Source organism: Streptomyces marokkonensis (genome assembly GCF_039539045.1).
Taxonomy (GTDB): Bacteria; Actinomycetota; Actinomycetes; order Streptomycetales; family Streptomycetaceae; genus Streptomyces; species Streptomyces marokkonensis.
In genome coordinates this window covers 1-24,642 of sequence record NZ_BAABCQ010000059.1, presented here as the reverse complement: position 1 = coordinate 24,642, position 24,642 = coordinate 1, and the positions used below count along the sequence as shown (strand labels likewise).

The following is a 24,642-nucleotide window of genomic DNA, read 5'->3' as shown; positions in this document are numbered from 1 at the left end:
ACGTCCTGACGTGTCCTGACGGTGCTGTTACGGAGCGGCTGGGCCCCGGTCGAGCCGCTCCACGTGCGCCACGTTGTCCAGGTCCTCGGCGTCCTCGCCGGGCCCGCCCGCGAGCCAGGCGTCGAGGATCTCCCGCAGCAGCGGCGCCGAGGTCAGCCGCAGGCCGATCGCGAGCACGTTGGCGTCGTTCCACCGGCGGGCCCCGTCGGCGGTGTACGCGTCGGTGCACAGGGCGGCCCGCACGCCCGGCACCTTGTTCGCGGCGATCGACGCGCCAGTGCCGGTCCAGCAGCACACCACCGCCTGGTCGGCCGTGCCGTCGGCGACCTCACGCGCCGCCCGCTGTGAGCACACCGCCCACCGCGGGTCCGCCCCGGGCCGCAGCGCCCCGTGGGCCAGCACCTCGTGACCCCGTCCGCGCAGCTCCTCGACGAGGAGGCGGGCGACGGGTTCGTCCATGTCGGAGGAGACGGCGATGCGCATGGGTGAAGCGTACTCACCGCCCGCTCGGCGCGCCGCTCACCTCATCGGCTCAACCACATGACCGAAGTCACGACCATACCCAGGATGATCGGGGGAACGGTACGACCCTGAGAAACGTACGACCGAGCAGCACTCCGCCAGGAGCGGCTGCGCGTGGAAAGGGAGGCCGCCACGTCCCCCACCGAGAACGGCCAAGAACCCGACACCGCGGCGATCCGCCGCCACCCGGCTCTGTTCCGGGCGATCAGGCGTCGGCAGAACCCCCGGCTGCGCCGGTCGGACATCACCGTCACGGACGAGGCCGCGGTCAAGAGAGCGGTGAAGGCCGCCTCTCTCGGCAATGCCATGGAATGGTTCGACTTCGGCATCTACGCCTATCTGGCCGGCACCATCGGCCGCGTGTTCTTCCCGTCCGGGAGTGACACCGCGCAGTTGCTCTCCTCGTTCGCCACGTTCGCCGTGGCGTTCCTGGTGCGCCCGCTCGGCGGCATGGTCTTCGGCCCGATGGGTGACAAGGTCGGACGCAAGAAGGTGCTCGCGCTGACGATGATCCTCATGGCGATCGGCACCGCCGCCATCGGGCTCATCCCCAGCTACGACTCCATCGGCTTCTGGGCCCCCGTCCTGCTGATCGCGTTCCGCCTGCTCCAGGGCTTCTCGACCGGGGGCGAGTACGGCGGTGCCTCCACCTTCATCGCCGAGTACGCGCCCGACAAGCGGCGCGGGTTCTTCGGCAGCTTCCTGGAGCTGGGAACGCTGGCCGGGTACACCGGCGCCGCGAGTCTGGTCACCGGCCTCACGGCCTGGCTCGGCAGCGACACCATGGACGCCTGGGGCTGGCGCATCCCGTTCCTGGTCGCGGCGCCGCTCGGCATCGTCGGTATCTATCTGCGTCTGAAACTGGACGACACGCCCGCCTTCCTGAAGCTGGAGGACTCCAACGTCCACATCTCGGAGGCGGCGACCGCGGTGGAGACCACCGCCCGGGGCGACCTCGCCAAGATCTTCCGCACCCACTGGCGCGCGCTGGTGCTGTGCGTCGCGCTCGTCGGCGCGTACAACATCACCGACTACATGCTGCTGTCGTACATGCCCACGTACCTGTCGGACGAGCTGCACTACAGCGAGAGCCACGGCCTGATGATCCTGGTGGCCACCATGGTGGTGCTGATGCTGATCATCAACCAGGTCGGCCGCCTGTCCGACCGCTTCGGCCGCAAGCCCCTCCTCATGACCGGCATGATCAGCTTCTTCGTGCTGTCCGCCCCGGCCTTCGTGCTGGTGCAGGAGGGCAGTCTGCTCGCCGTCTCGGCCGGCATGCTGATGCTCGGCCTGTCCCTGGTCTGTCTGCTGGGCACGATGTCGGCGGCGCTCCCGGCGATGTTCCCGACCAACGTCCGGTACGGGTCCCTCTCGGTCGGCTACAACCTGTCGGCGTCCCTGTTCGGCGGGACCACGCCGCTGGTCATCACCGCCCTGATCAGCGTGACCGGCTCCGACATGATGCCGGCCTACTACGCGATGGCCGCCGCCCTGGTCGGCATCGTCGCGGTGGCCTGCATGAAGGAGACGGCCCAGCGGCCCCTCGAGGGTTCCCCGCCCTCGGTGCAGACCGACGAGGAGGCCGCGGAGCTGGTCGAGTCGCAGGCTCCGACACCGAAGTTCTGATCGCTCGCCGAGCGGGCGGTGGAGTCCGGTACGCGCCCCGCCGCCCGCTCGTCGCGTCGGGGCGCCGAAGAGCGGCCGTACCGGTCCCGGACCGAGCGCCGCCATCCGGGCTACGATCGATCACCGGACGCGGACGTCCCGCGCGGAGCCGTGCCGTGCCTACCGGGAGAGTGGGAGACACACCGTGTTCTACTACGTGCTCAAGTACGTACTGCTGGGCCCGTTGTTGAGAGTGGTCTTCCGCCCCCGGATCGAGGGCCTGGATCACGTGCCGGCGTCGGGGGCGGCGATCGTCGCGGGCAACCACCTCTCGTTCTCGGACCACTTCCTGATGCCCGCGGTGCTCAGGCGCCGCATCACCTTCCTCGCCAAGGCCGAGTACTTCACCGGCCCCGGCCTCAAGGGCCGGCTGACCGCGTTCTTCTTCCGCAGCGCCGGGCAGATCCCGGTCGACCGCACCGGCAAGGAGGCGGGGCGGGCCGCGATCCGCGAGGGACTCGGCGTGCTGGGCAAGGACGAGCTGCTCGGCATCTACCCGGAGGGCACGCGCTCGCACGACGGCCGGCTGTACAAGGGCAAGGTCGGCGTCGCGGTGATGGCGCTCAGGGCCGGCGTGCCGGTCGTGCCCTGCGCGATGATCGGCACCTTCGAGGCACAGCCGCCGGGGCGGAGGATCCCGAAGCTGCACCCCGTGGTGATCCGGTTCGGCGAACCCCTGGACTTCTCCCGGTACGCCGGCCTGGAACGCGAGAAGGCCGTGCTGCGCGCCGTCACCGACGAGATCATGTACGCCGTCATGACGCTGTCCGGGCAGGAGTACGTCGACCGGTACGCGGCCGACGTGAAGGCCGAGGAGGCCGAGAGGGCGGCGAAGGGACCGAGGTTCCCCCGGCGGCCGCTCCGGTAGGAGGCGCTCTGCCGTCGGCAGAAGCACGTGGCCGAACGGCCGGGCCCACGCCTACGGTCGTCGTATGACACGTGCTGTGGTGCTCGGAGCGACGGGACAGATCGGACGGGTTGCAGTGGGGGCGCTGGCCCGGGACGGCTGGGAGGTGACGGCCCTCTCGCGGGGCGGCGGCCGGGACGCGGGCTGGCCACAGGAGGTGCGCGTGGCGCGGGCCGACCGGGAGGACGACGCGGCCCTGTCGGCCGCGGTCGGCGACGGCTGTGACGTACTGGTGGACATGGTGGCCTTCGGGGAGGGTCACGCGCGGCAACTGGTCTCGCTCGCAGGGCGGGTCGGATCCGCCGTGGTGATCTCCAGCGTGTCGGTCTACGAGGACGACAAGGGCCGCAACTTCGACACGCAGGCCGGACCGGGCGGCTTCCCGGAGTACCCTGTGCCGGTCACCGAACAACAGCGCACGGTCCGTCCTGGCGACACCTCGTACAGCACCCGCAAGGCGGCGCTGGAGCGGGAGCTCCTGGCGGCGGGCGACCGGCTGCCGGTCACGCTGCTGCGGGCGGGCGCGATCCACGGGCCGTACTGCCGCACCCCGCGCGAGCTGTACTTCGTCAAGCGCAACCTCGACGGCCGACGGCGGCGCGTCCTTGCGTACGGCGGTGCGAGCCGTTTCCACCCGGCGAGCGTGCACAACATCGCCGAGCTGATCCGACTCGCCGCACCGCGACCCGGCACCCGCGTCCTGAACGCGGTGGACCCCGAAGCTCCGACGGTGGCGCAGATCGCGGCGGCCGTCGACACGGTGATGGGGGTGGAGACCGAGGACGTCCTGCTGGACGGCCCGCCGGCCGCGGGCGGTGTGGGAGACACACCGTGGACGGTGCCCGTGCCGGTCGTGTGCGACATGACCGAGGCGCGGCGACAGCTGGACTACCGCCCGGTGGTCCGGTACGCCGAGACCCTGCCCGAGACGGTCACCTTCCTCGAGGAGCGGCTGGCCGGGCGGGACTGGCGGGAGGCGTACCCGAAGATGTTCCAGGCGTACGGCGACCTCTTCGACTACGCGGCGGAGGACACCTGGCTGGCGGCGCGGCAGGCGTGAGGCCGACGGGAGGGCGGCCCGATCGGGCGGGCCGCCCTGCCCCGTTCCGTTCCGCTTCGCGGTGGACACGGCTCGGGCGTGGCGTCTCACGCGGATGTTCCGGGAGCCGTTCCGGTCCGGGTGACCAGCCAGTCCGCGGGACCGGGCCGGGCCTCAGCCCAGCGAGGCCAGCCCCTCCTCCAGCAGCCGCCTGAGCCGCAGCCCGTCCGGCGCCACGGCCGTCACCAGCGCGGCCGGCCCGGCGAGCGGCATCACGGCCGCGCCCGGAGCGAGAGTGCGCGCCTTCGGCGGCTCGGCGGCGAACTCCGGACGTACGACGACGAGCTGGCCCACGGCACGCTGCCCAGCGAGCCCAGCGAGCCCAGCGGGGCCGTCCCAGCCGCCCGGGGCCCCTCGCCCTCCAGCACGGGCAGGGCGGTGCCGCCCCGCCCGTCGCCTCGCGCGACGATGCCCGTCCGCGGCCACATGGATGAGCAGTCTTTCCTGCTCGTGCGGGGTCAGTTGCCCTTACCACCTCACAGGACATCACGCCAGGACCGGGCGGTCCGGCTGTCGCGGCCACCGCGACGGCTATAGCTGTAACACACATGAATGCGCTGGAATGCACTCGCCTGTGCTCAAAAACCGCAGGTGGATCGGGGTGGAGAGTAGGGCTGGAGTGTTTCGGGCACGTCACCCGGCTTCGACCGACTGATCACCGGTGCCGTCGCCTGTCTCTCGCATGCTCAACAGCCCCCGCATGCCCGCCTGGAGCACCTCCGGGGGGAAGCCGCCGAACAGCGCGTACTGGGCCCCGAAGCCCTGCACCGTGGCCATCAGTGTCCGGGCCACGGCGTCCGGGTCGATGTCGTCACGCATCATGCCGGCCTCCTGGTAGCGCGTCACGACCTTCGCCCAGGCCGCCGTCACCTGGGCGACACCTTCTCCCAGGAGGGCGGACAGCGCGGGGTTGCGCAACGTCTCGGCCCAGGCCTGGATCATGAGCCGCGGGAACAGCCACTCGCCGGTTTCCGTCACCGCCGGCCGCTCCCGCCTCATGTGCTCCAGGGTGCGGGCGACGAGTTCGTCGGGCAGGGGCGGCGGGCTCTGCAGCGCGGCGCGCTCGTACACACCCCGGATGGCACCCAGCACCTCGGTGACGATGGCCTCGATCAACTCCTCCTTGCCGCTGAAGTAGCGGTAGACCGCACCTGCCGAGAGGTCGACCTCCCTCAGCACGTCCTGCATCGACGTGGCGTGGAAGCCGTTGCGGGCGAAGCAGCGCGCGGCGCCGTCAAGGATCTGCCGGCGGCGGGCGTCGAGATGTTCCTGGGATACGCGAGCCATGTGGTCCAAGCTAAAACGAACATTCCTTCTTGACAAGCCGACAGGACCCGCCGCACGGTGGAGACAGGTAAAGAACGAACGAACCTTCTTTTTGCGAGGAGCACTCATGTCCGGCCCCTCCCTTCCCCCCGGCCGCCGCGTGGCCGCCGTGGTCGCCCTGGTCCCCGTACTGGTGGCACTGGCACTGTGGGCCTTCGCCTGGCCGGCCGCCCGTACGGCACCCCGCGAGCTGCCGCTCGGCGTGGCGGGAGCACCCGCCGCCATCGCGCAGGTGGAGCAGCGGCTCACCCAGCGCGAGGGCGCCTTCGAGATCCACCGCTACGCCGACGAGGCCGAGGCCCGCGACGCCGTCGAGGACCGGACCGTGTACGGCGCGGTGGTCGCCGGTGACCGGGGTCCGAAGCTGCTCACGGCGTCCGCGGCGAGCCCCGCCGTCGCCCAGCTGCTGCGGCAGGCGATGACCGGGCAGGCATCCGCCGCGGGGGCTCCGGTCCAGGTCGTCGACGTGGTGCCCGCTTCCGGGGCGGATCCGCGCGGCGCGGCCCTGAGCGCGAGCGTCCTGCCGCTCGCGCTGGCCGGGATCGCGACCGGCGCCGCGGTGACCCTGCTGGGACTGCGCGGCGTCCGCGCGGCCGTCGCACTGACCGGCGCCGCCGCGTCGACGGGCCTGGTCGCGGCGGCGATCACCCACACCCTGCTCGAAGTGGTCACCGGTGACTGGTGGGCCGTGGCCGCCGTGTTCGGGCTGTCGGCCCTGGCCGTCGGGGCGGGCGTCGCCGGGCTCGCGGCACTGCTCGGGCGCGCGGGACTGGGACTGGGCGGGGCCGTGATGATGCTGCTGGGCAACCCCTCCTCGGGAGTGTCCTCGGCCCCGGAGATGCTGCCCCGGCCGGCCGGGATGATCGGCCAGTGGCTGCCGCCGGGCGCGGGCGGCTCACTGCTGCGCTCGGTGTCCTTCTTCGACGGCGCCGCGGCGACCGGCCCCGCGCTCACCCTCACGGGGTGGGCCCTGCTGGGGCTGGGCGCCGTCCTGCTCGGCGGCGCACTGCGCCGACGCGCACCCGGCGGCTCACCGGCGGCCGACCGGACCCGGACATCGGTACCGGCCGCCTGAGCCCGGGCAGCCCGAAACCCAGCCGTGCGCCGAGCAGGCCGTGCGCCGACCAGGCCGTACGCAGGGAGGTCGCGGACCCCGACGCGGTGACCGGGAGCCACGGACCGGTCGACGCACGGGTTCGTGAAGCCGGCCGCGGCACGCGGGCCGTGATGTTCCCGGGCAAGCGCGCCGACCTGCCGTCGCGCGGGTGGTGACGCGTCAGCCGGCACCGACCGGCCCTGCGGAAGGGCAGGCGCCAGTGATCTCGTCGTACGGGCCGATGAGTTGGCCCGCGTCCGCATGCGCCTGGAGGAGATCCTCGCACGGCACCCGGGCCGCACTCCCGAGCAGGTATCCGCGGACATCGAGCGGAAAACGGTCCTGGACGCCGTCGACCTGCTCGGGCGCATCAACCCCGCGCGGGACGGCTACACCTGTCGCGCACTGCGAACTGCCCAGGCGCTGGTCGACAGGGCGACGGCCCTGCGCGACGCACCGGCACCGATGCACCGGCAGGGCGAGACGCAACTGCACGCCACCCCCCTGGCCCGGGCGCTACGCGTACTGGACGGTGAGCGGCGGACTGCGCGCGTCAGCCTTCCACCGTGTTCCGGCAGTTGACGCACCTGAGGGTGAAACGGACCAAACGGCGTACCCCCTTTCGGCGTAGGAACACCACTGATTTCCGACTGGCCGAGGTTGCGCAACTCTCGTGCCCGCACGGCCGAACGACCTGCTCCGCCGCTGGTCCGGAGGTCGGCACCGCATTCGGCAGTCACTCGAACACGGAGGCGTCCACCCGAACGGGTGAGTGGCGAGTAACAACACAAAGGGCACGTTCCATTGGGAATCTCCCTCTGGACGAGACAAGATCCGTGACTGACGACAAGCCCCCGCCGCAGCGGCGGGGCGGTCCGGGCGGACGCCGAGTCCTGCCGCCGCCCGGACGACCGGTCGACAGGAGTGGATCGGCAGGAGTGGAGGACCCGAGCACGACGGGTCGCCGGAACGGTCATCTCCGCGGGAGAGGCACCGGACCGAGCAGCCCTTGGGGTGAAGCCGCACTCGTGCGGCCGGGCAACTTCGCCAGCCCGAATCCGACAGGTCATCCTTCACAGGCGGCTGACGAAGGGTTGCGCATGTCCGCGCTCAATCGTGTCCCGTCGCTGATGGCCCGAGCCGGTACGGCCTCGGCCCTCACCCTCGCCGCCATCGGCGGATCCGTCGTGGTCCCCGGTGCCGCCTCCGAGGCGGCCGCGGCGACCTACGGGACGAAGGCCCTCAAGATCGCGGCCTCCAAGAAGGGTTCACCGTACGCATGGGGCGCCGTCGGACCACGCAGGTTCGACTGCTCCGGGCTGACCCTGTATTCGTTCAAGAAGGCCGGCAAGAAGCTGCCGCGCACCGCGGCTCAGCAGTACAACAAGACACGTCATATTTCCGCCAAGAGCCGCAAGGCCGGGGACCTGGTCTTCTTCCACTCGGGCCGCAGCGTCTACCACGTCGGCATCTACGCCGGGAAGGGCAAGATCTGGCACGCCCCGAAGACCGGGGACGTGGTGCGTCTGCAGAAGATCTGGACCGGCAGCGTCTGGTACGGCCGGGTCAAGTAGGCGCCCGAGGGGGAGACGGCGTCGTGACCCGCCGTCTCCCCCTCGGGTGCGTGGTATGTGCCTGCGGCGCTCCGAAGGCCTTCGGCGCCTCACCGCTGAGTCTTCTGCCGGCCGGAGACCCGCCCCACGGCCGCGGCGGGCTCGGGGGGCACCGGATCGCTCGGCGGCGTCCAGGGAAGTTCGACGGAGATGGTCTTGCCGCCCTCTCGCGTGGCCCGCACTCTCAGCTTGCCGCCGCACTCCGCCGTCAGCCAGCGGATGATCACCAGGCCGCGGCCGTTGTCCTGCTGGACGGCGGCGGGGAGGCGCTTGGGGAACCGCGGATGGCTGTCGGTGACGCCGATGCGCAGCCGCTCGTCACGGTCGAGTGCGAGGTCCACCGTGAAGGTGGGTGACTGGCCGAGGGTGTGCTGGACCGCGTTGGTCGTCAGCTCGGAGACGATGAGCCGGACGGTCTCGGACACATCTGTGTCCGCCGGCAGGCCCCACTCCACCAGCGTGCCGACCACATACGTGCGCGCGACGGCCACCGAGGCGGGATCGCTCGGCAGAGTGACGGATGCTTCCAGATGGTCTGCCATGGCGAGGTAGTCCCTTTCCCACGGGACCGCGGCCCGACATGGAGCGGACGGTTCGAGTACGGTCCCGGACTGGTGCTTCGCCGTCAGACTGCCACCATCAGGCCCGTGGAGGGCGGCGATCCACCAAGATGTGCATATATCTGTCGCTCGATGCGGTGAACTCTGCGACGGCAGAGCGTATTTGGGCGGCTCTTAGGGAGTAGGGGAGTGGCCCATGCAGCATGGTCCCGTGGTGCGACGCCGGAAGCTGGGCGCGGAGCTGCGCGCCCTGCGCACATCGGCGGGGATCACCAGCGGCGAGGCGGCCCGGCTGGTGGGCTGGCACCAGTCGAAGGTCAGCCGGATCGAGACCGGGACGAGCGGGGCGAAACCGGCCGACGTGCGGTTGCTGCTGGACGCCTACGGCGTGGCCGACGACCAGCTGCGGGAGCTGCTGGTGACGCTGGCCGGCTCCGACGACGCGGGCGGCCGCAACCACTGGTGGCACGCCTATCGCGGGGTGCTGCCGCCGACCTACCGCGACTTCATCAGCCTGGAGTCCCAGGCGAGTGCGATGCGCACGCTGGAGACCACGGTGGTCCCCGGGCTGCTGCAGACGCCGGAGTACGCCCGCGCGGTGACGCGCGCCGCGGTGGACGGGCTGCCGGAGGAACGGCTGGACACGCTGGTGGAAGTTCGGCTGGCCCGGCAGGACGTGCTGCGGGCGCCGACGCCGCTGAGACTGAGCGCGGTCCTGGACGAGTCGGTGCTGCGCCGGGAAGTGGGCGGACCCGGAGTCATGGCCCGTCAGCTGGCGCGGCTGGTCGAGGCCGCGCGTCTCCCCCATGTCCGGCTCCAGGTGCTGCCGTTCGCCGCCGGGGCGCACATCGGAGTCACCGGCCCTTTCGTAATCTTTTCTTTTTCGAGCACTTCCGATCTAGATGTGGTTGTTCTCGACCACTTGACGAGTAGCCTGCACCTCGAGCGGAAAGAAGACCTAGGGGCCTACACCGAGGCCTTCAACGCCCTTCTGATCCATGCCCTTTCGCCCGAGGACTCGTTGGACTTCATCGCCGCGACAGCGGCGGGCGCGTAAGGAGGCACCATGACAGGCTCCACGTCCGCACTTCCCCGGAACATCCCCGACAGCACCGAGCTGCCCGGCATGCGGTGGCTGCGCAGCAGTTACAGCACCGGGGCGAACAACTGCGTCGAGACGGCACGGCCGTCGGCCGGCCCCTGCGCCGGACTGCTCGCCGTGCGCGACTCCAAGGACCCGGCCGGACCCGCGCTGCTCTTCTCCCCCGGGAGCTGGGCGTCGTTCACCGCAGGGATCCACCGCCACTGACTCCGTCCGGCATCGGGCGACGCACGGCCGTGTCACGCCGACTCATGGCCGCGTTTCGCCGATCACCCGTACAGCGCGTTCGATCTGATCCCCGGAGAGGTCCGCACGAGCGGTCAGCCTGAGCCGTGAGATGCCGTCGGGTACGGAAGGAGGACGGAAGCAGCCCACGGACAGGCCGGCCGTACGGCAGTCGGCCGCCCACCGTACGGCCCCCTCCGGGGAGGGGGCGCGCACCGAGACGACCGCGGCGTCCGGACGTACCGCGCAAAGCCCCAGGCCGGTCAGGCGCGCGTGCAGTTCGGCCGCCACCGCGCGGGCCCGCGCCGCCCGTTCCGGCTCGCGGCGCAGCAGGGTGAGCGCCGCCAGTGCCGCGCCCACCGCCGCGGGGGCGAGGCCGGTGTCGAAGATGAAGGTCCGGGCCGCGTTGACCAGGTGCTCGATCACCCGGGCGGGGCCGAGCACGGCGCCGCCCTGGCTGCCGAGCGACTTGGACAGCGTCAGCGTCACGACGACGTCGTCGGCGCCCGCGAGTCCCGCCGCGTGCGGGGCACCGCGGCCGCCGTCGCCGAGGACACCGAGACCGTGGGCGTCGTCGACGACCAGCCCGGCGCCGTACTCCCGGCACGCCCCGGCGAGCGCGGCGAGCGGGGCGGCGTCGCCGTCGACCGAGAAGACCGTGTCGCAGACGGCGACGGCGGGGCCGTCGTGCGTCGCCAGTGCCTTGCGTACGGCGTCCGGGTCGGCGTGCGCCACCACTTGCGTCGTGCCGCGGGCCAGCCGACAGCCGTCGATCAACGAGGCGTGGTTGCCCGCGTCGGAGACGACGAGGGAGCCGTGCGGCGCCAGCGCGGTGACCGCGGCGAGGTTGGCGGCGTAGCCGGAGGAGAAGACGAGCGCGGCCTCGAAACCGCAGTGGGCGGCCAGTTCGTGTTCGAGCTCGGCGTGCAGTTCGGTCGTGCCGGTCACCAGCCGTGATCCGGTCGCTCCGCCGCCCCACGTCCGCGCGGCCCGCGCCGCACCCTCGGTGACCTCCGGGTGCCGGGCCAGTCCGAGGTAGTCGTTGCTCGCCAGGTCCAGCAGCGGCGAGTCGGCCGGACGGGGGCGCAGAATCCGTACGAGTCCGGCCCGGCGGCGCGCCTGGGCCTGCTCGTCGATCCAGCCGAACGCCATGGGACGGTCCTCCGGAGTTTTGTGGGCAGTGGACAGACATTAGCGGCACGACAGCCCCCGCGAGGTGTGGCAATACCCACACGGTGATCTGTCAGTGTTGTGCAAACTCTCCTTGGCCCCGGGCGGCCCCGTAGGACAGGATCGGCTCTCATGGACCTGCTGAACACGCTGGTGGACAAGGGGCTTCGGCGCGAGTCGCCGACCCGCGAGGAGGCACTTGCCGTCCTCGCCACTTCCGACGACGACCTGCTCGATGTGGTGGCCGCGGCGGGCAAGGTACGCCGTCACTGGTTCGGCCGACGGGTGAAGCTCAACTACCTCGTCAACCTCAAGTCGGGCCTGTGCCCCGAGGACTGCTCCTACTGCTCGCAGCGGCTCGGCTCCAAGGCCGAGATCCTCAAGTACACCTGGCTCAAGCCCGACCAGGCCTCGCGGGCCGCGGCCGCGGGCGTCGCCGGGGGCGCCAAGCGGGTGTGCCTGGTGGCCAGCGGACGCGGTCCGACCGACCGGGACGTGGACCGGGTCTCGGACACCATCAAGGCCATCAAGGACCAGAACGAGGCCGTCGAGGTGTGCGCCTGCCTGGGCCTGCTCTCCGACGGCCAGGCGGAGCGGCTGCGCGAGGCGGGCGCCGACGCCTACAACCACAACCTCAACACGTCCGAGGCGACGTACGGGGACATCACGACCACGCACACGTACGCCGACCGGGTGGACACGGTGAACAAGGCGCACGCGGCCGGGCTGTCCGCCTGTTCGGGTCTCATCGCGGGCATGGGGGAGAGCGACGAGGACCTGGTCGACGTGGTCTTCTCGCTGCGCGAGCTGGACCCGGACTCGGTGCCGGTCAACTTCCTGATCCCGATGGAGGGCACGCCGCTGGCCAAGGAGTGGCACCTCACCCCGCAGCGCTGCCTGCGCATCCTGGCGATGACGCGGTTCGTCTGCCCGGACGTCGAGGTGCGCATCGCGGGCGGGCGCGAGGTCCATTTGCGCACGATGCAGCCGCTCGCCCTGAACCTGGCCAACTCCATCTTCCTGGGCGACTACCTCACCAGCGAGGGCCAGGCGGGCCATGCCGACCTGGAGATGATCGCGGACGCCGGTTTCGAGGTGGAAGGCGCCGACCACGTGACCCTGCCCGGGCACCGGGCAGCAGCAGGCGGTGGCGGCTGTGGGTCGCACGAGGGCGGCGGGACCTGCGGATCACACGAAGGCGGCGAAGGCTGCGGGTCGCACGACGGCGGCGGGGCCTGCGGATCCGTCCCGGTCTCGGGGGGCCGCGGCTCGGCGCCGGCCGCCGAACCGGCGTCGGCCGGTGAAGCCCGTACGGACCTGGTCGCCGTACGCCGCCGTGGTGCCGGAACGGACCTCGCTCCCAATGCCTGAGCCCGCGCCGGCCGTGGACGAGCTGCTGGCGCTCGACCGCCGGCACGTCTGGCACCCGTACGGCCCCATGCCCGGCCGGCAGGACCCGCTCGTCGTGGAGTCGGCGAGCGGGGTGCGGCTGCGACCGGCCGACGGTTCGGGGGAGCTCGTCGACGGCATGTCGTCCTGGTGGTCGGCCATCCACGGCTACAACCACCCGGTGCTGAACGAGGCCGCGCGCGAGCAGCTGGACCGGATGAGCCATGTGATGTTCGGCGGGATCACCCACGAGCCCGCCGTGCGGCTGGCGAAGCTCCTTGTCGACATGTCACCCGAGGGCCTGGAGCACGTCTTCCTCGCCGACTCCGGGTCGGTGTCGGTCGAGGTCGCGGTCAAGATGTGCCTGCAGTACTGGCGGTCGCTGGGCCGCCCCGCCAAGCGGCGCCTGCTGACCTGGCGCGGCGGCTACCACGGTGACACCTGGCAGCCCATGTCGGTGTGCGACCCCGAGGGCGGGATGCACGAGCTGTGGCAGGGTGTCCTGCCGCGCCAGGTCTTCGCGGACGCGCCGCCGGCGGAGTACGAGGAGGGGTACGCGGATCACCTGCGCGCGTTGGTCGAGCGGCACGCCGACGAGCTGGCCGCGGTGATCGTCGAGCCGGTCGTGCAGGGCGCGGGCGGGATGCGGTTCCACTCCCCCGCGTACCTGCGGGTACTGCGCGAGGCGTGTGACGCGCACGGCGTGCTGCTGGTGTTCGACGAGATCGCGACCGGGTTCGGGCGTACGGGCGCGCTGTTCGCGGCGGAGCACGCGGCGGTGACGCCGGACGTGATGTGTGTGGGCAAGGCGCTGACCGGCGGCTATCTGACGATGGCGGCCACGCTGTGCACGTCCCGGGTGGCCGACGGCATTTCGCGGGGCGAGGTGCCGGTACTGGCGCACGGGCCGACGTTCATGGGCAATCCGCTGGCGGCGGCCGTGGCGTGCGCGTCGATCCGGCTGCTGCTCGGCCAGGACTGGCTCGCGGAGGTCGAGCGGATCGAGACGGGCCTGCGGGAGGGCCTCGCGCCCGCCGCCGAGACGCCGGGCGTGCGGGACGTACGGGTACTGGGCGCGATCGGCGTGGTGCAGCTCGACCACGCCGTCGACATGCGGGCGGCGACGGCGGCGGCCGTGCGCGAGGGCGTGTGGCTGCGGCCGTTCCGCGATTTGGTCTATACCATGCCGCCGTACGTCACGGACGACGCGGACGTGGCACGGATCGCCCGCGCCGTGTGCGCGGCGGCACGGGAGGGATGACATGCCGGTACTGGTGATCACGGGCACGGGCACGGAGGTCGGCAAGACGGTCGTGACCGCCGCCGTCGCCGCGACGGCGCTGGCGGGCGGCCGGTCGGTGGCCGTGCTGAAGGCCGCGCAGACGGGCGTAGGGCCGGACGAGCCCGGGGACGCCCGGGAGGTGGCGCGCCTGGCGGGCGCAGCGACGGCGGCCGAGGTCGCCCGCTATCCGGAGCCGCTGGCGCCGGGTACGGCCGCGCGGCGGGCCGGCCGGGCGCCGGTGCGCCCGGAGGAGGTGGCGGAGACCGCGGACAAGCTGGCCACCGAGCACGACCTCGTGCTGGTCGAGGGCGCCGGAGGGCTCCTCGTACGCTTCGACGCGGCCGGCGGGACACTGGCGGACGTCGCCGGGCTGCTGGGCGCGCCGGTGCTGGTGGTGGCCTCGGCCGGGCTGGGCACGCTGAACACCACGGAACTGACGGCACGTGAGCTGCGCTCCCGTGACCTGGAACTGACGGGCGTGGTGATCGGCAGCTGGCCCGGGGCCCCGGACCTCGCCTCACGCTGCAATCTCGCGGACCTTCCCGAGGTGGCCGGAGCCCCCCTGCTCGGCGCCCTGCCGGCCGGGGCGGGCTCCCTTGCGCCGGCCGCCTTCCGGTCGGCGGCCCCGCAATGGCTGGCGGCCCGGCTGGAGGGCACCTGGGACGCGGAGGCGTTCCGGGCCCGGGAAGCGCCCTGACCGGCGGAACGGCTCCGGGGCGGCCGACCGCCCCGCACCCCGGGCCGAAGCGACGTGCCCGGAAAGGAGCCGTCCGCGCGATGGGTGCGCGGTGCCCGCAAGGGGGACAATCGCGGTAGGGCACCGCCTCGTGAGGGAGGTCTCATGGCGCTGCGATCCGCTCGTGCCCGCGGGGTGCCGCGGGACGCCGTGCACCATCCGCTGTTCGCCCGCTGCTACGCCCGGTTCAGTGAGGGCGCCGAGACCCGGATGGGCATGGGGCGCGTGCGCGAACGGCTGCTCGCCGGGCTGTCCGGGCGGGTGATCGAGGTCGGTGCGGGCAACGGGCTGAACTTCTCCCACTATCCGCGCACCGTCTCGGAGGTCGTCGCCATCGAACCGGAGCGTGTACTGCGGCACTTGGCCGTGGAGGCGGCGCTGCGCGCTCAGGTGCCGGTCGACGTCGCGCCGGGTGCGGCGGAGGCGCTGCCGGTCAAGAGCGAGGCCTTCGACGCGGCCGTGGTCTCGCTGGTGCTGTGCAGCGTCCGCGACGTGCCACGGGCGCTCGGGGAGCTGAGACGGGTGCTGCGACCCGGCGGCGAGCTGCGGTTCTTCGAGCACGGCCGGGGCGGCGGCCGGGTGATGACCTTCACCCAGCGCGCACTGGACCGGACACTGTGGCCTCCGCTGTCCGGCGGCTGCCACCTGTCCCGCGAACCCGTCGCCGCGCTGCGCAACGCGGGATTCACGCTCGGGCCCTACCGCCGGATGCTGATGCCGGAGAACGGGCCGGCCCTGCCGAGTTCGTACTGTGTGCTCGGTACGGCCTGGCGGGAGGCCGAGGCGTAGTCGTCACACGCTCCAGCGGCGCAGCTCGTCCGCGATCTCGCCGACCGACGCCTCACCGCTCTTGACCAGCAGGGCGAGGTCCCGCACCTGCTCGGGCGTGGTGGCGACCTCGACCCCGCCGGCGACCAGGTAGGCATAGGCGACCGCGGAGGCGAACAGGGCGTTGGAGCGCTCCAGCGCGGGGACGTGGATCAGCAGCTGGAGCAGCGCGGCGGCGCGGGCGTGCGGGCCCTCGTAGACGGGGGTGTCGAATATCTCGGCCCGGTGGCGGGCGACGGCCGCGACGAGCGCTCCCCAGTCGGTGACCTGGGGGTCTCCCGGGGTGCGCTGTTCGGCGAGCATCAGCAGCCAGGCGAGATCGATGGTGAGGTCGCTCATCCGGGAGCGTCGACGGCTCGGCCGCGGCCCTCGCCGACCTCCTCGGCGAACACCTTCTCGTACCGCCGCATGAAGTCGGCGGCGGCCTCCACGAAGGTGTGGCCGGCCTCGCCGGTGTCCTGCCGGACCAGTTCCTCGATGTAGCGGTTGACGCTCATCCCCCGGGCCACCGCTCGTTCGCGGGCCGCTCGGGCGGTGCCCTCGTCCACCCGCACGTTCAGCTGTGCCTTCCGGGTCTTCGCCATACCTCGAAGCTAGCGCCGAAACGCTAGCAGTGGCAAGAGCGGAGGCCCACGCGAGCGGGGCGGAATCCCGGCGGCTGGGCACGGCGGGCGCGGCGGCGCGCGTAGCGGCGGGCGTAGCGGCGGTGCCGCGCGCATCGCGCATGAAGGCGCTGGCGGCCACCGCGCACGAGTGGTTGACTCGTGACGTCCCGAAGTCCCCTTCCCCCAAGGAGAGTTCATGTCACGTCCGTACCGCTTCGGCGTCAATCTGACGACATCCGCACCCGCCGACGAGTGGGCCGCGAAATGCCGGCGGGCCGAGGAGCTCGGGTACGACGTGATCCTGGTTCCGGACCATCTCGGCATGCCTGCGCCGTTCCCGGCGCTGGTCGCGGCGGCCCGGGCCACCGAGCGCCCCCGGCTGGGCACCTTCGTGCTCAACGCGGGCTTCTGGAATCCCGCTCTGCTGGCCCGGGAGGTGGCGACCACGGACGCCCTGACGGGCGGGCGCCTGGAGCTCGGGCTCGGCACCGGCTACGTACGGGCGGAGCACGACGCGGCGGGGCTGCCGTTCGGCTCGCCCGGTGAGCGGGTGGACCATCTGCGCCGCACCGTCGAGGAGTTGGAACGGCTGCTCGGCGACGAGGAGTACCAGCCGCGGCCGGTGCAGCGGCCGGGGGTGCCGCTGCTGATCGGTGCCAACGGCGATCGGATGCTGGAGCTGGCCGCCCGGCACGCCGCCATCGCCGCGTTCACGGGCGGACGTACCGTGCGGGGCAGTACGACGGGGCAGCTCGCCCCGATCACGGCCGAGGAGCTCGACGAACGCGTGTCCCGGTACCGGGAGCCGGCGGCGGGCCGTAAGGAGCCGGCCGAGCTGAACCTGCTCATCCAGATGGTCGTCGTGACCGAGGACCGCGAGGCCGCCGTCCTGCCCCTCCTGGAGCACGTTCCGCACCTGACCACCGACCAGGTGCTGGAGCTGCCCATCTTCCTGGCCGGGACCCTGGAGCAGATCACCGCGCAGGTACGGGCGCAGCGCGAGCGGTACGGATTCACCTATCTGACCGTGCTGGAGCCGTACATGGAGGCCTTCGCTCCGGTGATGCTCGCGCTGCGCGACGCCTGACGGCCCGCCCCTCGTGGCGGTGCGCGCCGCGGCGGTCCGCATGCCGGAACGCCGTGTGGCGGTCCGGCGTGCGTGGTGGGATCACCGCATGACCGAACTGCGCGTACGGGCCGCCGGCCCCGGAGAACTGGACGCCGTGCTGGCCTTCTGGAAGACGGCCGCCGAGGGGACGAGCATCAGCGACGACCGGGAGGGCGTGGAGCGTCTGGTCGCCCGCGACCCCGAGGCGCTGCTGGTGGCCGAGCGGGGCGGGGACCTGGTGGGCACGGTGATCGCGGGGTTCGACGGCTGGCGCTGCCATCTGTACCGGCTGGCGGTGCACCCGGACCACCGGCGCCAGGGCATCGGCACGGCGCTGCTCACGGCCGCGGAGGAGCGGTTCGCGGGGCTGGGCGGGCGCCGCGGGGACGCGATGGTGCTGCGGCGCAACGAACGGGCCCAGCATGCCTGGCGGGCGGCCGGGTACGCGCCCCAGGAACAGTGGCGACGCTGGGTGAAGCCCCTCACCGACTGAAAGGCGTGAGCAACGGCGCATGAGCGAGTCCGCATCGGCGTTCCTCCCGGCACCACCACCGGCATCTCGTCCGGCGCCCTCCCTCGGCGCACCCCGTCGCGCGAGCCTCCGCGTCCTGGCCGATCATGGACTCGAGGTGACCCGATGACCGAAGTGCTCCTGCTGCTGGTGGCGATCCTGCTCTCCCTCGTGTGCGGTGCCTTCGTCGCGGCCGAGTTCTCGCTGACCACCGTCGAGCGCGGCGAGCTGGAGCGCGCGGCGGCGCGGGGCGAGCGGGGTGCGGCGAGTGCTCTGAAGGCCGTACGGAACCTGACCTTCCAGCTCTCCGGGGCGCAGCTCGGCATCACGGTCACCAACCTGGTGGTCGGCATGCTCGCCGAGCCGTCGGTCGCGGCGCTGATCGCGGGCCCGCTCAGGAGCGTGGGGGTGTCGCGCTCGGCGGCCTCCTCGCTGGCGCTGGTGCTGGGCACGGCCCTGTCGACGGTCTTCCTGATGATCGTCGGCGAGCTGGTGCCGAAGAACTGGGCGATCTCCTCGCCGCTGTCCGTGGCCAAACGGGTGGGCGGTGCGCAGCGCTGGTTCAGCGCCGTCTTCCGGCCCTTCATCAGCCACCTGAACAACACGGCCAACCGCATCGTGCGCCGATTCGGTGTGGAGCCCGCCGAGGAGCTGGCGTCCGCGCGCGGGCCGCAGGAGCTGGCGGCGCTCGCCCGGCACTCGGCCAAGGAGGGCGCGCTGGAGGCCGACACCGCCGAGCTGTTCGTGCGGACCCTGAACCTGGCCGACCTGACGGCACAGAACGTGATGACGCCGCGCGTCCAGGTCGTCGCCCTCGACGCCCGGGCGACGTGCGAGGACGTGGCGAACGCGACGCGGGCCACCGGGCTGTCCCGGTTCCCCGTCTACCAGGACACACTCGACGCCGTGGTGGGGACGGCGCACGTCAAGGACGTACTCGCGGTGCCTGCCGAACGGCGGAGCCGGCTCGCGGTCGCCGAGCTGATGCGCGAGCCGCTGCTCGTCCCGGAGTCACTGACCGTCGACCGGCTCCTGGACCGGCTCTCCGGGCGGCGCACGATGGCCGTCGTGATCGACGAGTACGGCGGGACGGCGGGCGTGGCCACGCTGGAGGACATCGTCGAGGAGGTCGTCGGCCAGGTGCGGGACGAGCACGACCCGCACGAGACGCCCGAGCTGGACCCGGCCGGCACCGACGACCAGGGCCACGCGCTGTACCGGGCCGACGGTGCGGCGCGGGTGGACCGACTCGCGCGGCTGGGACTCAAGGTGCCCGAGGGGCCGTACGAGACGGTCGCCGGGCTGGTCGCGGCCGGGCTGGGGCACATTCCCGCCGTCGGCGACACGCTGGAGGTCGCCGGCTGGCGGCTGGACGTCCTGGACGCCACGGGCCACAGAGCGGCCCGGGTGCTGCTGCACGCGCCGCTCGACGACGCGAGCGCCGCCGACGCGGACGAAGGGGAGGCCGGCCGGTGACCGCCGTACAACTGCTGATCGGTCTGGCGACGCTGGTGGTCAACGCGTTCTTCGTGGGTGCCGAGTTCGCGCTGATCTCCGTGCGCCGCAGCCAGGTGGAGCAGGCCGTCGAGACCGGGGCGGCCGGGGCGGAGGGCGACCGGCGCGCGAGGAGCGTGCTGTGGGGTCTGGAGCACGTGTCGGCGCTGATGGCGGCGGCACAGCTGGGCATCACGCTGTGCACGCTGGTCCTCGGTGTGGTCGCGGAACCGGCGATCGCGCACCTGCTGGAGCCGGTGTTCCACGCGGTGGGCGTGCCTTCCGGCGCGGGGCACGCGGTGTCCTTCGTGATCGCCCTGGCAGTGGCGACGTATCTGCACATGCTGCTCGGCGAGATGGTGCCGAAGAACATCGCGCTGGCCGAGCCGGTACGCAGCGCGCTGCTGCTCGGGCCGCCGCTGGTGGCGCTGTCCCGGGCGCTGCGCCCCGTGATCTTCACGGTCAACACCTTCGCGAACGCGCTGCTCAAGCTGCTCAGGGTCGAGACGAAGGACGAGGTCTCCTCGACCTTCACGGACGCGGAGCTGGCCGAGATCGTGAAGGACGCCAGTGAGGCCGGCCTGATCGACGACCGCGCCCAGGAGCGCCTGCACGACGCCCTGGAGCTGGGCCGGCGGCCGGTGCGGGACGTGGTGCTGCCGCTGGAACGCGTCGTCCACGCGCGCGTGGGCATCACCGCGGAGCAGTTGGAGCGGCTGTCGGTGGAGTCCGGGTTCTCCCGCTTCCCGGTGGTGGACGACGGGCGGCGGATCGTCGGCTACCTGCATGTGAAGGACGCCCTGGACGCGTCGGCGCGGGACCTGCCGTTCCGGCTGCGGGACATGCGGCCCATCGCGCGGGTGCGCGAGCGCACCCCGCTGGACGACGTACTCACCGCGATGCGCCGCAGCCGTACGCACCTGGCGGCCGTGATCGGCTCCGACGGGCGGCTGGCGGGGCTGGTGACCATGGAGGACCTGCTGCGGGAGCTGTTCGGGCAGCGGACGTGAGCCCACACGGCCCGGCGGAGGGCGACCGACCGGCGGGTATGTGCAGGGGCTACCATTTCTGTCGCCATGCAGACGAATCCCACTCACACCAGTCTTGTCACCGTCGGCGACTCCTTCACCGAGGGCATGTCGGACCTGCTGCCCGACGGCTCGTACCGGGGCTGGGCCGACCTCCTCGCCGCGCGGATGGCCGCCCGCTCCCCCGGATTCCGGTACGCGAACCTCGCGGTGCGCGGGAAGCTGATCGGGCAGATCGTCGACGAGCAGGTCGACGTGGCGGCGGCCATGGGAGCCGACGTGATCACGCTGGTCGGGGGGCTCAACGACACGCTGCGGCCCAAGTGCGACATGGCCCGGGTACGGGATCTGCTGACACAGGCCGTGGAACGCCTCGCGCCGCACTGCGAGCAGCTGGTGCTGATGCGCAGTCCGGGCCGCCGGGGGCCGGTGCTGGAGCGGTTCCGGCCTCGCATGGAGGCACTGTTCGCCATCATCGACGACCTGGCCGAGCGGCACGGCGCCGTGGTCGTCGACCTGTACGGGGCCCGCTCGCTGGCCGACCCGCGGCTGTGGGACGTGGACCGGCTGCACCTGACCGCCGACGGGCACCGCCGGGTCGCGGAGGCCGTGTGGCAGGCGCTCGGTTACGAGCCGGAGGATCCCGAGTGGCACGCGCCGATCCCGGTGACGCCTCCGCCGGGGTGGATGATGCGCCGGACCGCGGACGTCCGGTTCGCCCGGCAGTACCTGCTGCCGTGGATGGGCCGCAGGCTGACCGGCCGGTCGTCCGGGGACGGGCTGCCGCCCAAGCGTCCGGAGCTGCTGCCGTACGAGGACCTGACGCCGTGACCCCCGGTCCCGCCCGGCCCGCCCGGCCCGCGCGGCCCGCGCGGCCCGCGCGGTCTTCGTAGCTTTCGTAGCTTTCGACGAAGAACCCCGTGGAGCCGGCCTGCAGGAATCGCCAGTAGAATCAGTTCACGTGACTTCCGCTCCCGCCAAGCCCCGCATCCCGAACGTCCTCGCCGGACGCTACGCCTCCGCCGAGCTCGCCACGCTCTGGTCGCCCGAGCAGAAGGTGAAGCTCGAGCGGCAGCTCTGGCTCGCCGTGATGCGGGCCCAGAAGGACCTCGGCATCGAGGTTCCCGACGCCGCGATCGCCGACTACGAGCGTGTCCTGGACCAGGTCGACCTGGCCTCGATCGCCGAGCGCGAGAAGGTCACCCGGCACGACGTGAAGGCGCGGATCGAGGAGTTCAACGACCTCGCCGGGCACGAGCACGTACACAAGGGCATGACCTCGCGGGACCTGACGGAGAACGTCGAGCAGCTGCAGGTCCGGCTCTCACTGGAGCTGGTCCGCGACCGCTCGGTGGCCGTCCTGGCCCGGCTGGGCAAGCTGGCCGGCGAGTACGGCGAACTGGTCATGGCCGGCCGGTCGCACAACGTCGCCGCGCAGGCCACGACACTGGGCAAGCGCTTCGCCACCGCCGCCGACGAGCTGCTCGTCGCCTACGGCCGGGTGGAGGAGCTGCTTGGCCGCTACCCGCTGCGCGGCATCAAGGGCCCGGTCGGCACCGCCCAGGACATGCTCGACCTGCTCGGCGGCGACGCGGACAGGCTCGCGGAGCTGGAGCGGCGGATCGCCGGACACCTGGGCTTCTCGCAGGCCTTCACCTCGGTCGGCCAGGTCTACCCGCGCTCGCTGGACTACGAGGTCGTCACCGCGCTGGTGCAGCTGGCGGCGGCACCGTCGTCACTGGCGAAGACCATCCGGCTGATGGCCGGGCACGAGCTGGTCACCGAGGGCTTCAAGCCCGGCCAGGTCGGCTCCTCCGCCATGCCGCACAAGATGAACACCCGCTCCTGCGAGCGCGTCAACGGCCTGATGGTGATCCTGCGCGGCTACGCCTCGATGACCGGCGAGCTGGCGGGCGACCAGTGGAACGAGGGCGACGTGTCCTGCTCGGTGGTGCGCCGGGTCGCCCTGCCCGACGCGTTCTTCGCCCTGGACGGGCTGCTGGAGACGTTCCTGACCGTGCTGGACGAGTTCGGCGCCTTCCCCGCCGTCGTGGCCCGGGAGCTGGACCGCTACCTGCCGTTCCTGGCCACCACCAAGGTCCTGATGGGCGCGGTGCGGGCCGGCGTCGGCCGCGAGGTCGCGCACGAGGCGATCAAGGAGAACGCGGTCGCCTCCGCGCTGGCGATGCGCGAGCAGGGCGCCGAGCGCAACGAGCTGCTCGACAAGCTGGCCGCCGACGAGCGCATCCCGCTGGACCGGGCCGGGCTGGACGCGCTGATGGCCGACAAGCTGTCTTTCACGGGCGCCGCGGCCGACCAGGTCGGCGTCGTCGTCGCCCGGATCGAGGAGATCGTCAAGGAGCACCCGGCCGCCGCGGGCTACACCCCCGGAGCGATCCTCTGACGCGCTTCGCCCGTGCGGAGCTGGAGGCCGCCCGCGACCGTCTGGTACCGGACGTCGTCGCGGACGGTCTCCACGTGCTGTTCTGCGGGATCAACCAACATCTAGCGATTCACCCCTGTTGACCTGTACAGGAACACGATTCGAAAGATCAACTGGGAGAGGATTGAGAACAGGCGACAGCCACACGTTCTCCTCCTCTCTCATGAACTTCTCCCACCGCTCCTGCAGCGTTTCCGTGATCCGCAACTCCATCCCCGGCGTCACGTTCGCGTACACGCCCTCCACTCCCCCGATCTCGCGCCCCATCCGCACCTCGACGGCCACGCGCGGGTGGCCGTCCTCGTCGAGCCACTCCTTGTGGCCGTGCCTCAGAAGTTGGATCCGCTTCTTCGCCATCTCCGGCACCGCAGGTATCTTCACCCGCGCATACCGCCCCTCGCGCGCTGGGCTACCGTCCCTGATCGGCGACCAGTACGCCTCCTCGAAGTTCGTTCCAAGCAGCGGCCCCCCACTGTGCGACCGGAACATCCACTGCGAATCGTGCGAAGCCAGCAGTGCCTTGTGCATCTCATGCAGAAACGGCGGCACCGCCAACGTCCGCCACGAGTCGTATGTCGGGTCCACCCGCGCCCGTTCTCCCTCAACCCACTGATGCTGAGACCGCACCCGCAGGGCCGGCATCCTCGTGTATCGATCCAGGTCCGGTTCACGCTTTTCGTCGTCGGAGTCGAGTGGATCCGAGGCGGGCCAGTTCGGTGAGGTGAAGCACCGCTGCAGCCCCCACATCTCCTTCGGCCGCATACCAGTGAACGCTGCGGTCCAGATGTACGTCCAGCCGTCGTAGCCCCAGACACTGTGGGCGTTGACCGCGAGGCGGTGGAGCGTGGCCATCTCCTGGGGGCGCTTCTTCTCACGCACCTTCTTCTTGTACTTTCCGCGGCCGCGCTTCTCCCGTACGACTGGCGAGGTCATGCGGAGTTGATAGCGAGTCACCGAGTCTCCATCATGGCGCCGAAGACCATGAGAATCTCTCCGTCAACAAGTACGGCAACCGCTGGTACTACGGGGAGAGTCTACCTGCGCCTGGTCGGGTTCGGCAGGAGTGCGAGCCGTTCGAGGGCGGCAGTGATGTGACTGGTCCAGGGCCAGTGCTGGGCCAGGCGGAGGATTTACCGACGGCCGGTGGTCACGAGCTGTCCGGCCGTGGTGAACAGGCGGAGCCGCAGGCGGCGGGGTTCCCAGAGACGGGCCTTGCCGGTCATGGCGAGCATCGGCATCCAGGCCAGCAGGTCGAGAGCGATCTGCACGATCTCCAGCCAGATCCGGTTCTGGGCCGTGCGGTGCAGAGGAAGATTCCGCAGGCCGGTGGCCCGGGCGGCCCGGATGCGGTCCTCGGCCCGGGCCCGCAGCCGGTGACGGAGCTCGAGCTCGGCGATCGGCCGCCCCGAGGTGTTGATGGCGAAACAGGTCAGCCGCATGCCGTCCGCGTCCGTGAGCCTCAACTGGGCCCCGGGGTGCGGTCGTTCCTTCCTGACGATCAGCCGCATGTCCTTGGGCCAGCCGTCCAGAACGTCGCCGGTGAGTTCAGCGACCCAGGCGCCGTCCCGGATCTCGCCGCCGGTCTCGACGGCCGCCGTCCAGGCCGAGGCCGGAACCTTCAGCACGTGCTGGTGGATCGCGTCGGTGATCACCATGCCGACCGAGTAGGACAGTCACCGTCCCCGCTGGGCGAGCCAGCCCACGAAGTCGTGAGTGCCGCCCGCGGAGTCAGTGCGGATCAGGGTCCGGCGCCCACGCCGGTACTTCTTCGGCAGCTGGGCCAGCGCCAGTTGGGCGGCGGTGACGTGGTCGGACGCGGTGTTGGGCCGCACCGGCCTGCGAGACCACCTGCCGACCGTCTCCCTGGACACGGACACGCGGGTACGACGAGATAGGCTCTCTCACCTGGAAAGTGCTCTTTTCCTCGCAG

24 protein-coding genes, 3 pseudogenes and 1 riboswitch are annotated in these 24,642 nt (G+C 71.9%); of the genes and pseudogenes, 18 read left to right on the top strand and 9 right to left on the bottom strand.

Annotated features, from left to right (window positions below; translation table 11 throughout):
• Positions 1 to 27 precede the first annotated feature (27 nt).
• The gene (locus ABEA26_RS16860; protein ID WP_345593200.1) at positions 28 to 483 is read right to left on the bottom strand and encodes an RpiB/LacA/LacB family sugar-phosphate isomerase; all 456 of its coding nucleotides are present in this window, start codon (positions 481 to 483) and stop codon (positions 28 to 30) included.
• Between the two features lie 153 nt (positions 484 to 636).
• Between ABEA26_RS16860 and proP the strand changes: the two genes are divergently transcribed.
• The 3 genes from proP (at position 637) to ABEA26_RS16845 (ending at position 4,157) form a co-directional block, all read left to right on the top strand.
• On the top strand, positions 637 to 2,151 hold the full coding sequence (proP, locus tag ABEA26_RS16855; RefSeq protein ID WP_345593199.1) for a glycine betaine/L-proline transporter ProP: 1,515 nt from the start codon (positions 637 to 639) through the stop codon (positions 2,149 to 2,151).
• Positions 2,152 to 2,335: 184 nt separating this feature from the next.
• Entirely contained in the window at positions 2,336 to 3,058 is a 723-nt protein-coding gene (locus ABEA26_RS16850) for a lysophospholipid acyltransferase family protein (protein ID WP_345593198.1), read from the top strand.
• 64 nt (positions 3,059 to 3,122) lie between these two features.
• On the top strand, positions 3,123 to 4,157 hold the full coding sequence (locus tag ABEA26_RS16845; protein WP_345593197.1) for an NAD-dependent epimerase/dehydratase family protein: 1,035 nt from the start codon (positions 3,123 to 3,125) through the stop codon (positions 4,155 to 4,157).
• Between the two features lie 153 nt (positions 4,158 to 4,310).
• Here the strand turns inward: ABEA26_RS16845 and ABEA26_RS16840 are convergent.
• Positions 4,311 to 4,556: pseudogene (locus ABEA26_RS16840) on the bottom strand (urease accessory protein UreD); the annotation flags it as partial.
• A 273-nt stretch (positions 4,557 to 4,829) separates the two neighbouring features.
• Positions 4,830 to 5,483, bottom strand: coding sequence for a TetR/AcrR family transcriptional regulator (locus ABEA26_RS16835; protein ID WP_345593195.1), 654 nt, complete (start codon positions 5,481 to 5,483; stop codon positions 4,830 to 4,832).
• 106 nt (positions 5,484 to 5,589) lie between these two features.
• On the opposite strand from ABEA26_RS16835, the gene ABEA26_RS16830 reads away from it, so the two are divergent.
• The 3 genes and pseudogenes from ABEA26_RS16830 to ABEA26_RS16820 all read left to right on the top strand — a co-directional run bounded on the left by ABEA26_RS16830 (position 5,590) and on the right by ABEA26_RS16820 (position 8,192).
• Positions 5,590 to 6,597, top strand: coding sequence for an ABC transporter permease (locus tag ABEA26_RS16830; RefSeq protein WP_345593194.1), 1,008 nt, complete (start codon positions 5,590 to 5,592; stop codon positions 6,595 to 6,597).
• A gap of 231 nt (positions 6,598 to 6,828) precedes the next feature.
• Positions 6,829 to 7,200, top strand: a pseudogene (locus tag ABEA26_RS16825) (ATP-dependent Clp protease proteolytic subunit); the annotation flags it as partial.
• Positions 7,201 to 7,570: 370 nt separating this feature from the next.
• Positions 7,571 to 7,715, top strand: a riboswitch (cyclic di-AMP (ydaO/yuaA leader).
• Positions 7,716 to 7,718: 3 nt separating this feature from the next.
• Positions 7,719 to 8,192: a C40 family peptidase gene (locus ABEA26_RS16820; protein ID WP_345593192.1), complete on the top strand. Its 474-nt coding sequence runs from the start codon at positions 7,719 to 7,721 to the stop codon at positions 8,190 to 8,192.
• 89 nt (positions 8,193 to 8,281) lie between these two features.
• On the opposite strand, the gene ABEA26_RS16815 is transcribed toward ABEA26_RS16820, so the two are convergent.
• Positions 8,282 to 8,773: an ATP-binding protein gene (locus ABEA26_RS16815; protein WP_345593190.1), complete on the bottom strand. Its 492-nt coding sequence runs from the start codon at positions 8,771 to 8,773 to the stop codon at positions 8,282 to 8,284.
• Positions 8,774 to 8,987: 214 nt separating this feature from the next.
• On the opposite strand from ABEA26_RS16815, the gene ABEA26_RS16810 reads away from it, so the two are divergent.
• The gene (locus tag ABEA26_RS16810; protein ID WP_345593188.1) at positions 8,988 to 9,848 is read left to right on the top strand and encodes a helix-turn-helix domain-containing protein; all 861 of its coding nucleotides are present in this window, start codon (positions 8,988 to 8,990) and stop codon (positions 9,846 to 9,848) included.
• 9 nt (positions 9,849 to 9,857) lie between these two features.
• Positions 9,858 to 10,100, top strand: coding sequence for a DUF397 domain-containing protein (locus ABEA26_RS16805; protein WP_345593186.1), 243 nt, complete (start codon positions 9,858 to 9,860; stop codon positions 10,098 to 10,100).
• Positions 10,101 to 10,142: 42 nt separating this feature from the next.
• Here the strand turns inward: ABEA26_RS16805 and ABEA26_RS16800 are convergent, their stop codons facing one another.
• Positions 10,143 to 11,270: an 8-amino-7-oxononanoate synthase gene (locus ABEA26_RS16800; RefSeq protein WP_345593185.1), complete on the bottom strand. Its 1,128-nt coding sequence runs from the start codon at positions 11,268 to 11,270 to the stop codon at positions 10,143 to 10,145.
• Between the two features lie 150 nt (positions 11,271 to 11,420).
• Between ABEA26_RS16800 and bioB the strand changes: the two genes are divergently transcribed.
• The 4 genes from bioB to ABEA26_RS16780 all read left to right on the top strand — a co-directional run bounded on the left by bioB (position 11,421) and on the right by ABEA26_RS16780 (position 15,484).
• On the top strand, positions 11,421 to 12,659 hold the full coding sequence (bioB, locus tag ABEA26_RS16795) for a biotin synthase BioB (protein ID WP_345593184.1): 1,239 nt from the start codon (positions 11,421 to 11,423) through the stop codon (positions 12,657 to 12,659).
• Entirely contained in the window at positions 12,652 to 13,938 is a 1,287-nt protein-coding gene (locus ABEA26_RS16790) for an adenosylmethionine--8-amino-7-oxononanoate transaminase (RefSeq protein WP_345593183.1), read from the top strand. Before bioB ends, ABEA26_RS16790 begins: the two co-directional genes overlap by 8 nt.
• 1 nt (position 13,939) lies before the next feature.
• Positions 13,940 to 14,656, top strand: coding sequence for a dethiobiotin synthase (gene bioD / locus ABEA26_RS16785; protein ID WP_345593181.1), 717 nt, complete (start codon positions 13,940 to 13,942; stop codon positions 14,654 to 14,656).
• A gap of 144 nt (positions 14,657 to 14,800) precedes the next feature.
• Positions 14,801 to 15,484 carry a class I SAM-dependent methyltransferase gene (locus ABEA26_RS16780; RefSeq protein ID WP_345593179.1) on the top strand — a complete coding sequence of 228 codons (684 nt, stop codon included), beginning with the start codon at positions 14,801 to 14,803 and terminating at the stop codon, positions 15,482 to 15,484.
• A 3-nt stretch (positions 15,485 to 15,487) separates the two neighbouring features.
• Here the strand turns inward: ABEA26_RS16780 and ABEA26_RS16775 are convergent, their stop codons facing one another.
• On the bottom strand, positions 15,488 to 15,862 hold the full coding sequence (locus tag ABEA26_RS16775) for a fic family toxin-antitoxin system, toxin component (protein WP_345593177.1): 375 nt from the start codon (positions 15,860 to 15,862) through the stop codon (positions 15,488 to 15,490).
• Complete coding sequence (locus tag ABEA26_RS16770; RefSeq protein ID WP_345593176.1) at positions 15,859 to 16,107, bottom strand: toxin-antitoxin system HicB family antitoxin; 249 nt, start codon at positions 16,105 to 16,107, stop codon at positions 15,859 to 15,861. The genes ABEA26_RS16775 and ABEA26_RS16770 overlap by 4 nt, the downstream gene beginning before the upstream one ends.
• Before the next feature lie 217 nt (positions 16,108 to 16,324).
• On the opposite strand from ABEA26_RS16770, the gene ABEA26_RS16765 reads away from it, so the two are divergent.
• From ABEA26_RS16765 to purB, 6 genes are all read left to right on the top strand, one after another.
• The gene (locus ABEA26_RS16765) at positions 16,325 to 17,215 is read left to right on the top strand and encodes an LLM class F420-dependent oxidoreductase (protein ID WP_345593175.1); all 891 of its coding nucleotides are present in this window, start codon (positions 16,325 to 16,327) and stop codon (positions 17,213 to 17,215) included.
• An 88-nt stretch (positions 17,216 to 17,303) separates the two neighbouring features.
• On the top strand, positions 17,304 to 17,729 hold the full coding sequence (locus ABEA26_RS16760; protein WP_345593174.1) for a GNAT family N-acetyltransferase: 426 nt from the start codon (positions 17,304 to 17,306) through the stop codon (positions 17,727 to 17,729).
• Positions 17,730 to 17,873: 144 nt separating this feature from the next.
• Positions 17,874 to 19,223, top strand: coding sequence for a hemolysin family protein (locus ABEA26_RS16755; RefSeq protein ID WP_345593172.1), 1,350 nt, complete (start codon positions 17,874 to 17,876; stop codon positions 19,221 to 19,223).
• Complete coding sequence (locus ABEA26_RS16750) at positions 19,220 to 20,251, top strand: hemolysin family protein (RefSeq protein WP_345593170.1); 1,032 nt, start codon at positions 19,220 to 19,222, stop codon at positions 20,249 to 20,251. The genes ABEA26_RS16755 and ABEA26_RS16750 overlap by 4 nt, the downstream gene beginning before the upstream one ends.
• A gap of 66 nt (positions 20,252 to 20,317) precedes the next feature.
• Complete coding sequence (locus ABEA26_RS16745) at positions 20,318 to 21,100, top strand: SGNH/GDSL hydrolase family protein (protein WP_345593168.1); 783 nt, start codon at positions 20,318 to 20,320, stop codon at positions 21,098 to 21,100.
• Between the two features lie 130 nt (positions 21,101 to 21,230).
• On the top strand, positions 21,231 to 22,673 hold the full coding sequence (gene purB, locus ABEA26_RS16740; RefSeq protein WP_345593167.1) for an adenylosuccinate lyase: 1,443 nt from the start codon (positions 21,231 to 21,233) through the stop codon (positions 22,671 to 22,673).
• A 90-nt stretch (positions 22,674 to 22,763) separates the two neighbouring features.
• On the opposite strand, the gene ABEA26_RS16735 is transcribed toward purB, so the two are convergent.
• The gene (locus ABEA26_RS16735) at positions 22,764 to 23,645 is read right to left on the bottom strand and encodes a site-specific integrase (protein ID WP_345593165.1); all 882 of its coding nucleotides are present in this window, start codon (positions 23,643 to 23,645) and stop codon (positions 22,764 to 22,766) included.
• A gap of 101 nt (positions 23,646 to 23,746) precedes the next feature.
• Positions 23,747 to 24,535 (bottom strand): annotated as a pseudogene (locus ABEA26_RS16730) (transposase); the annotation flags it as partial.
• Positions 24,536 to 24,642 lie beyond the last annotated feature (107 nt).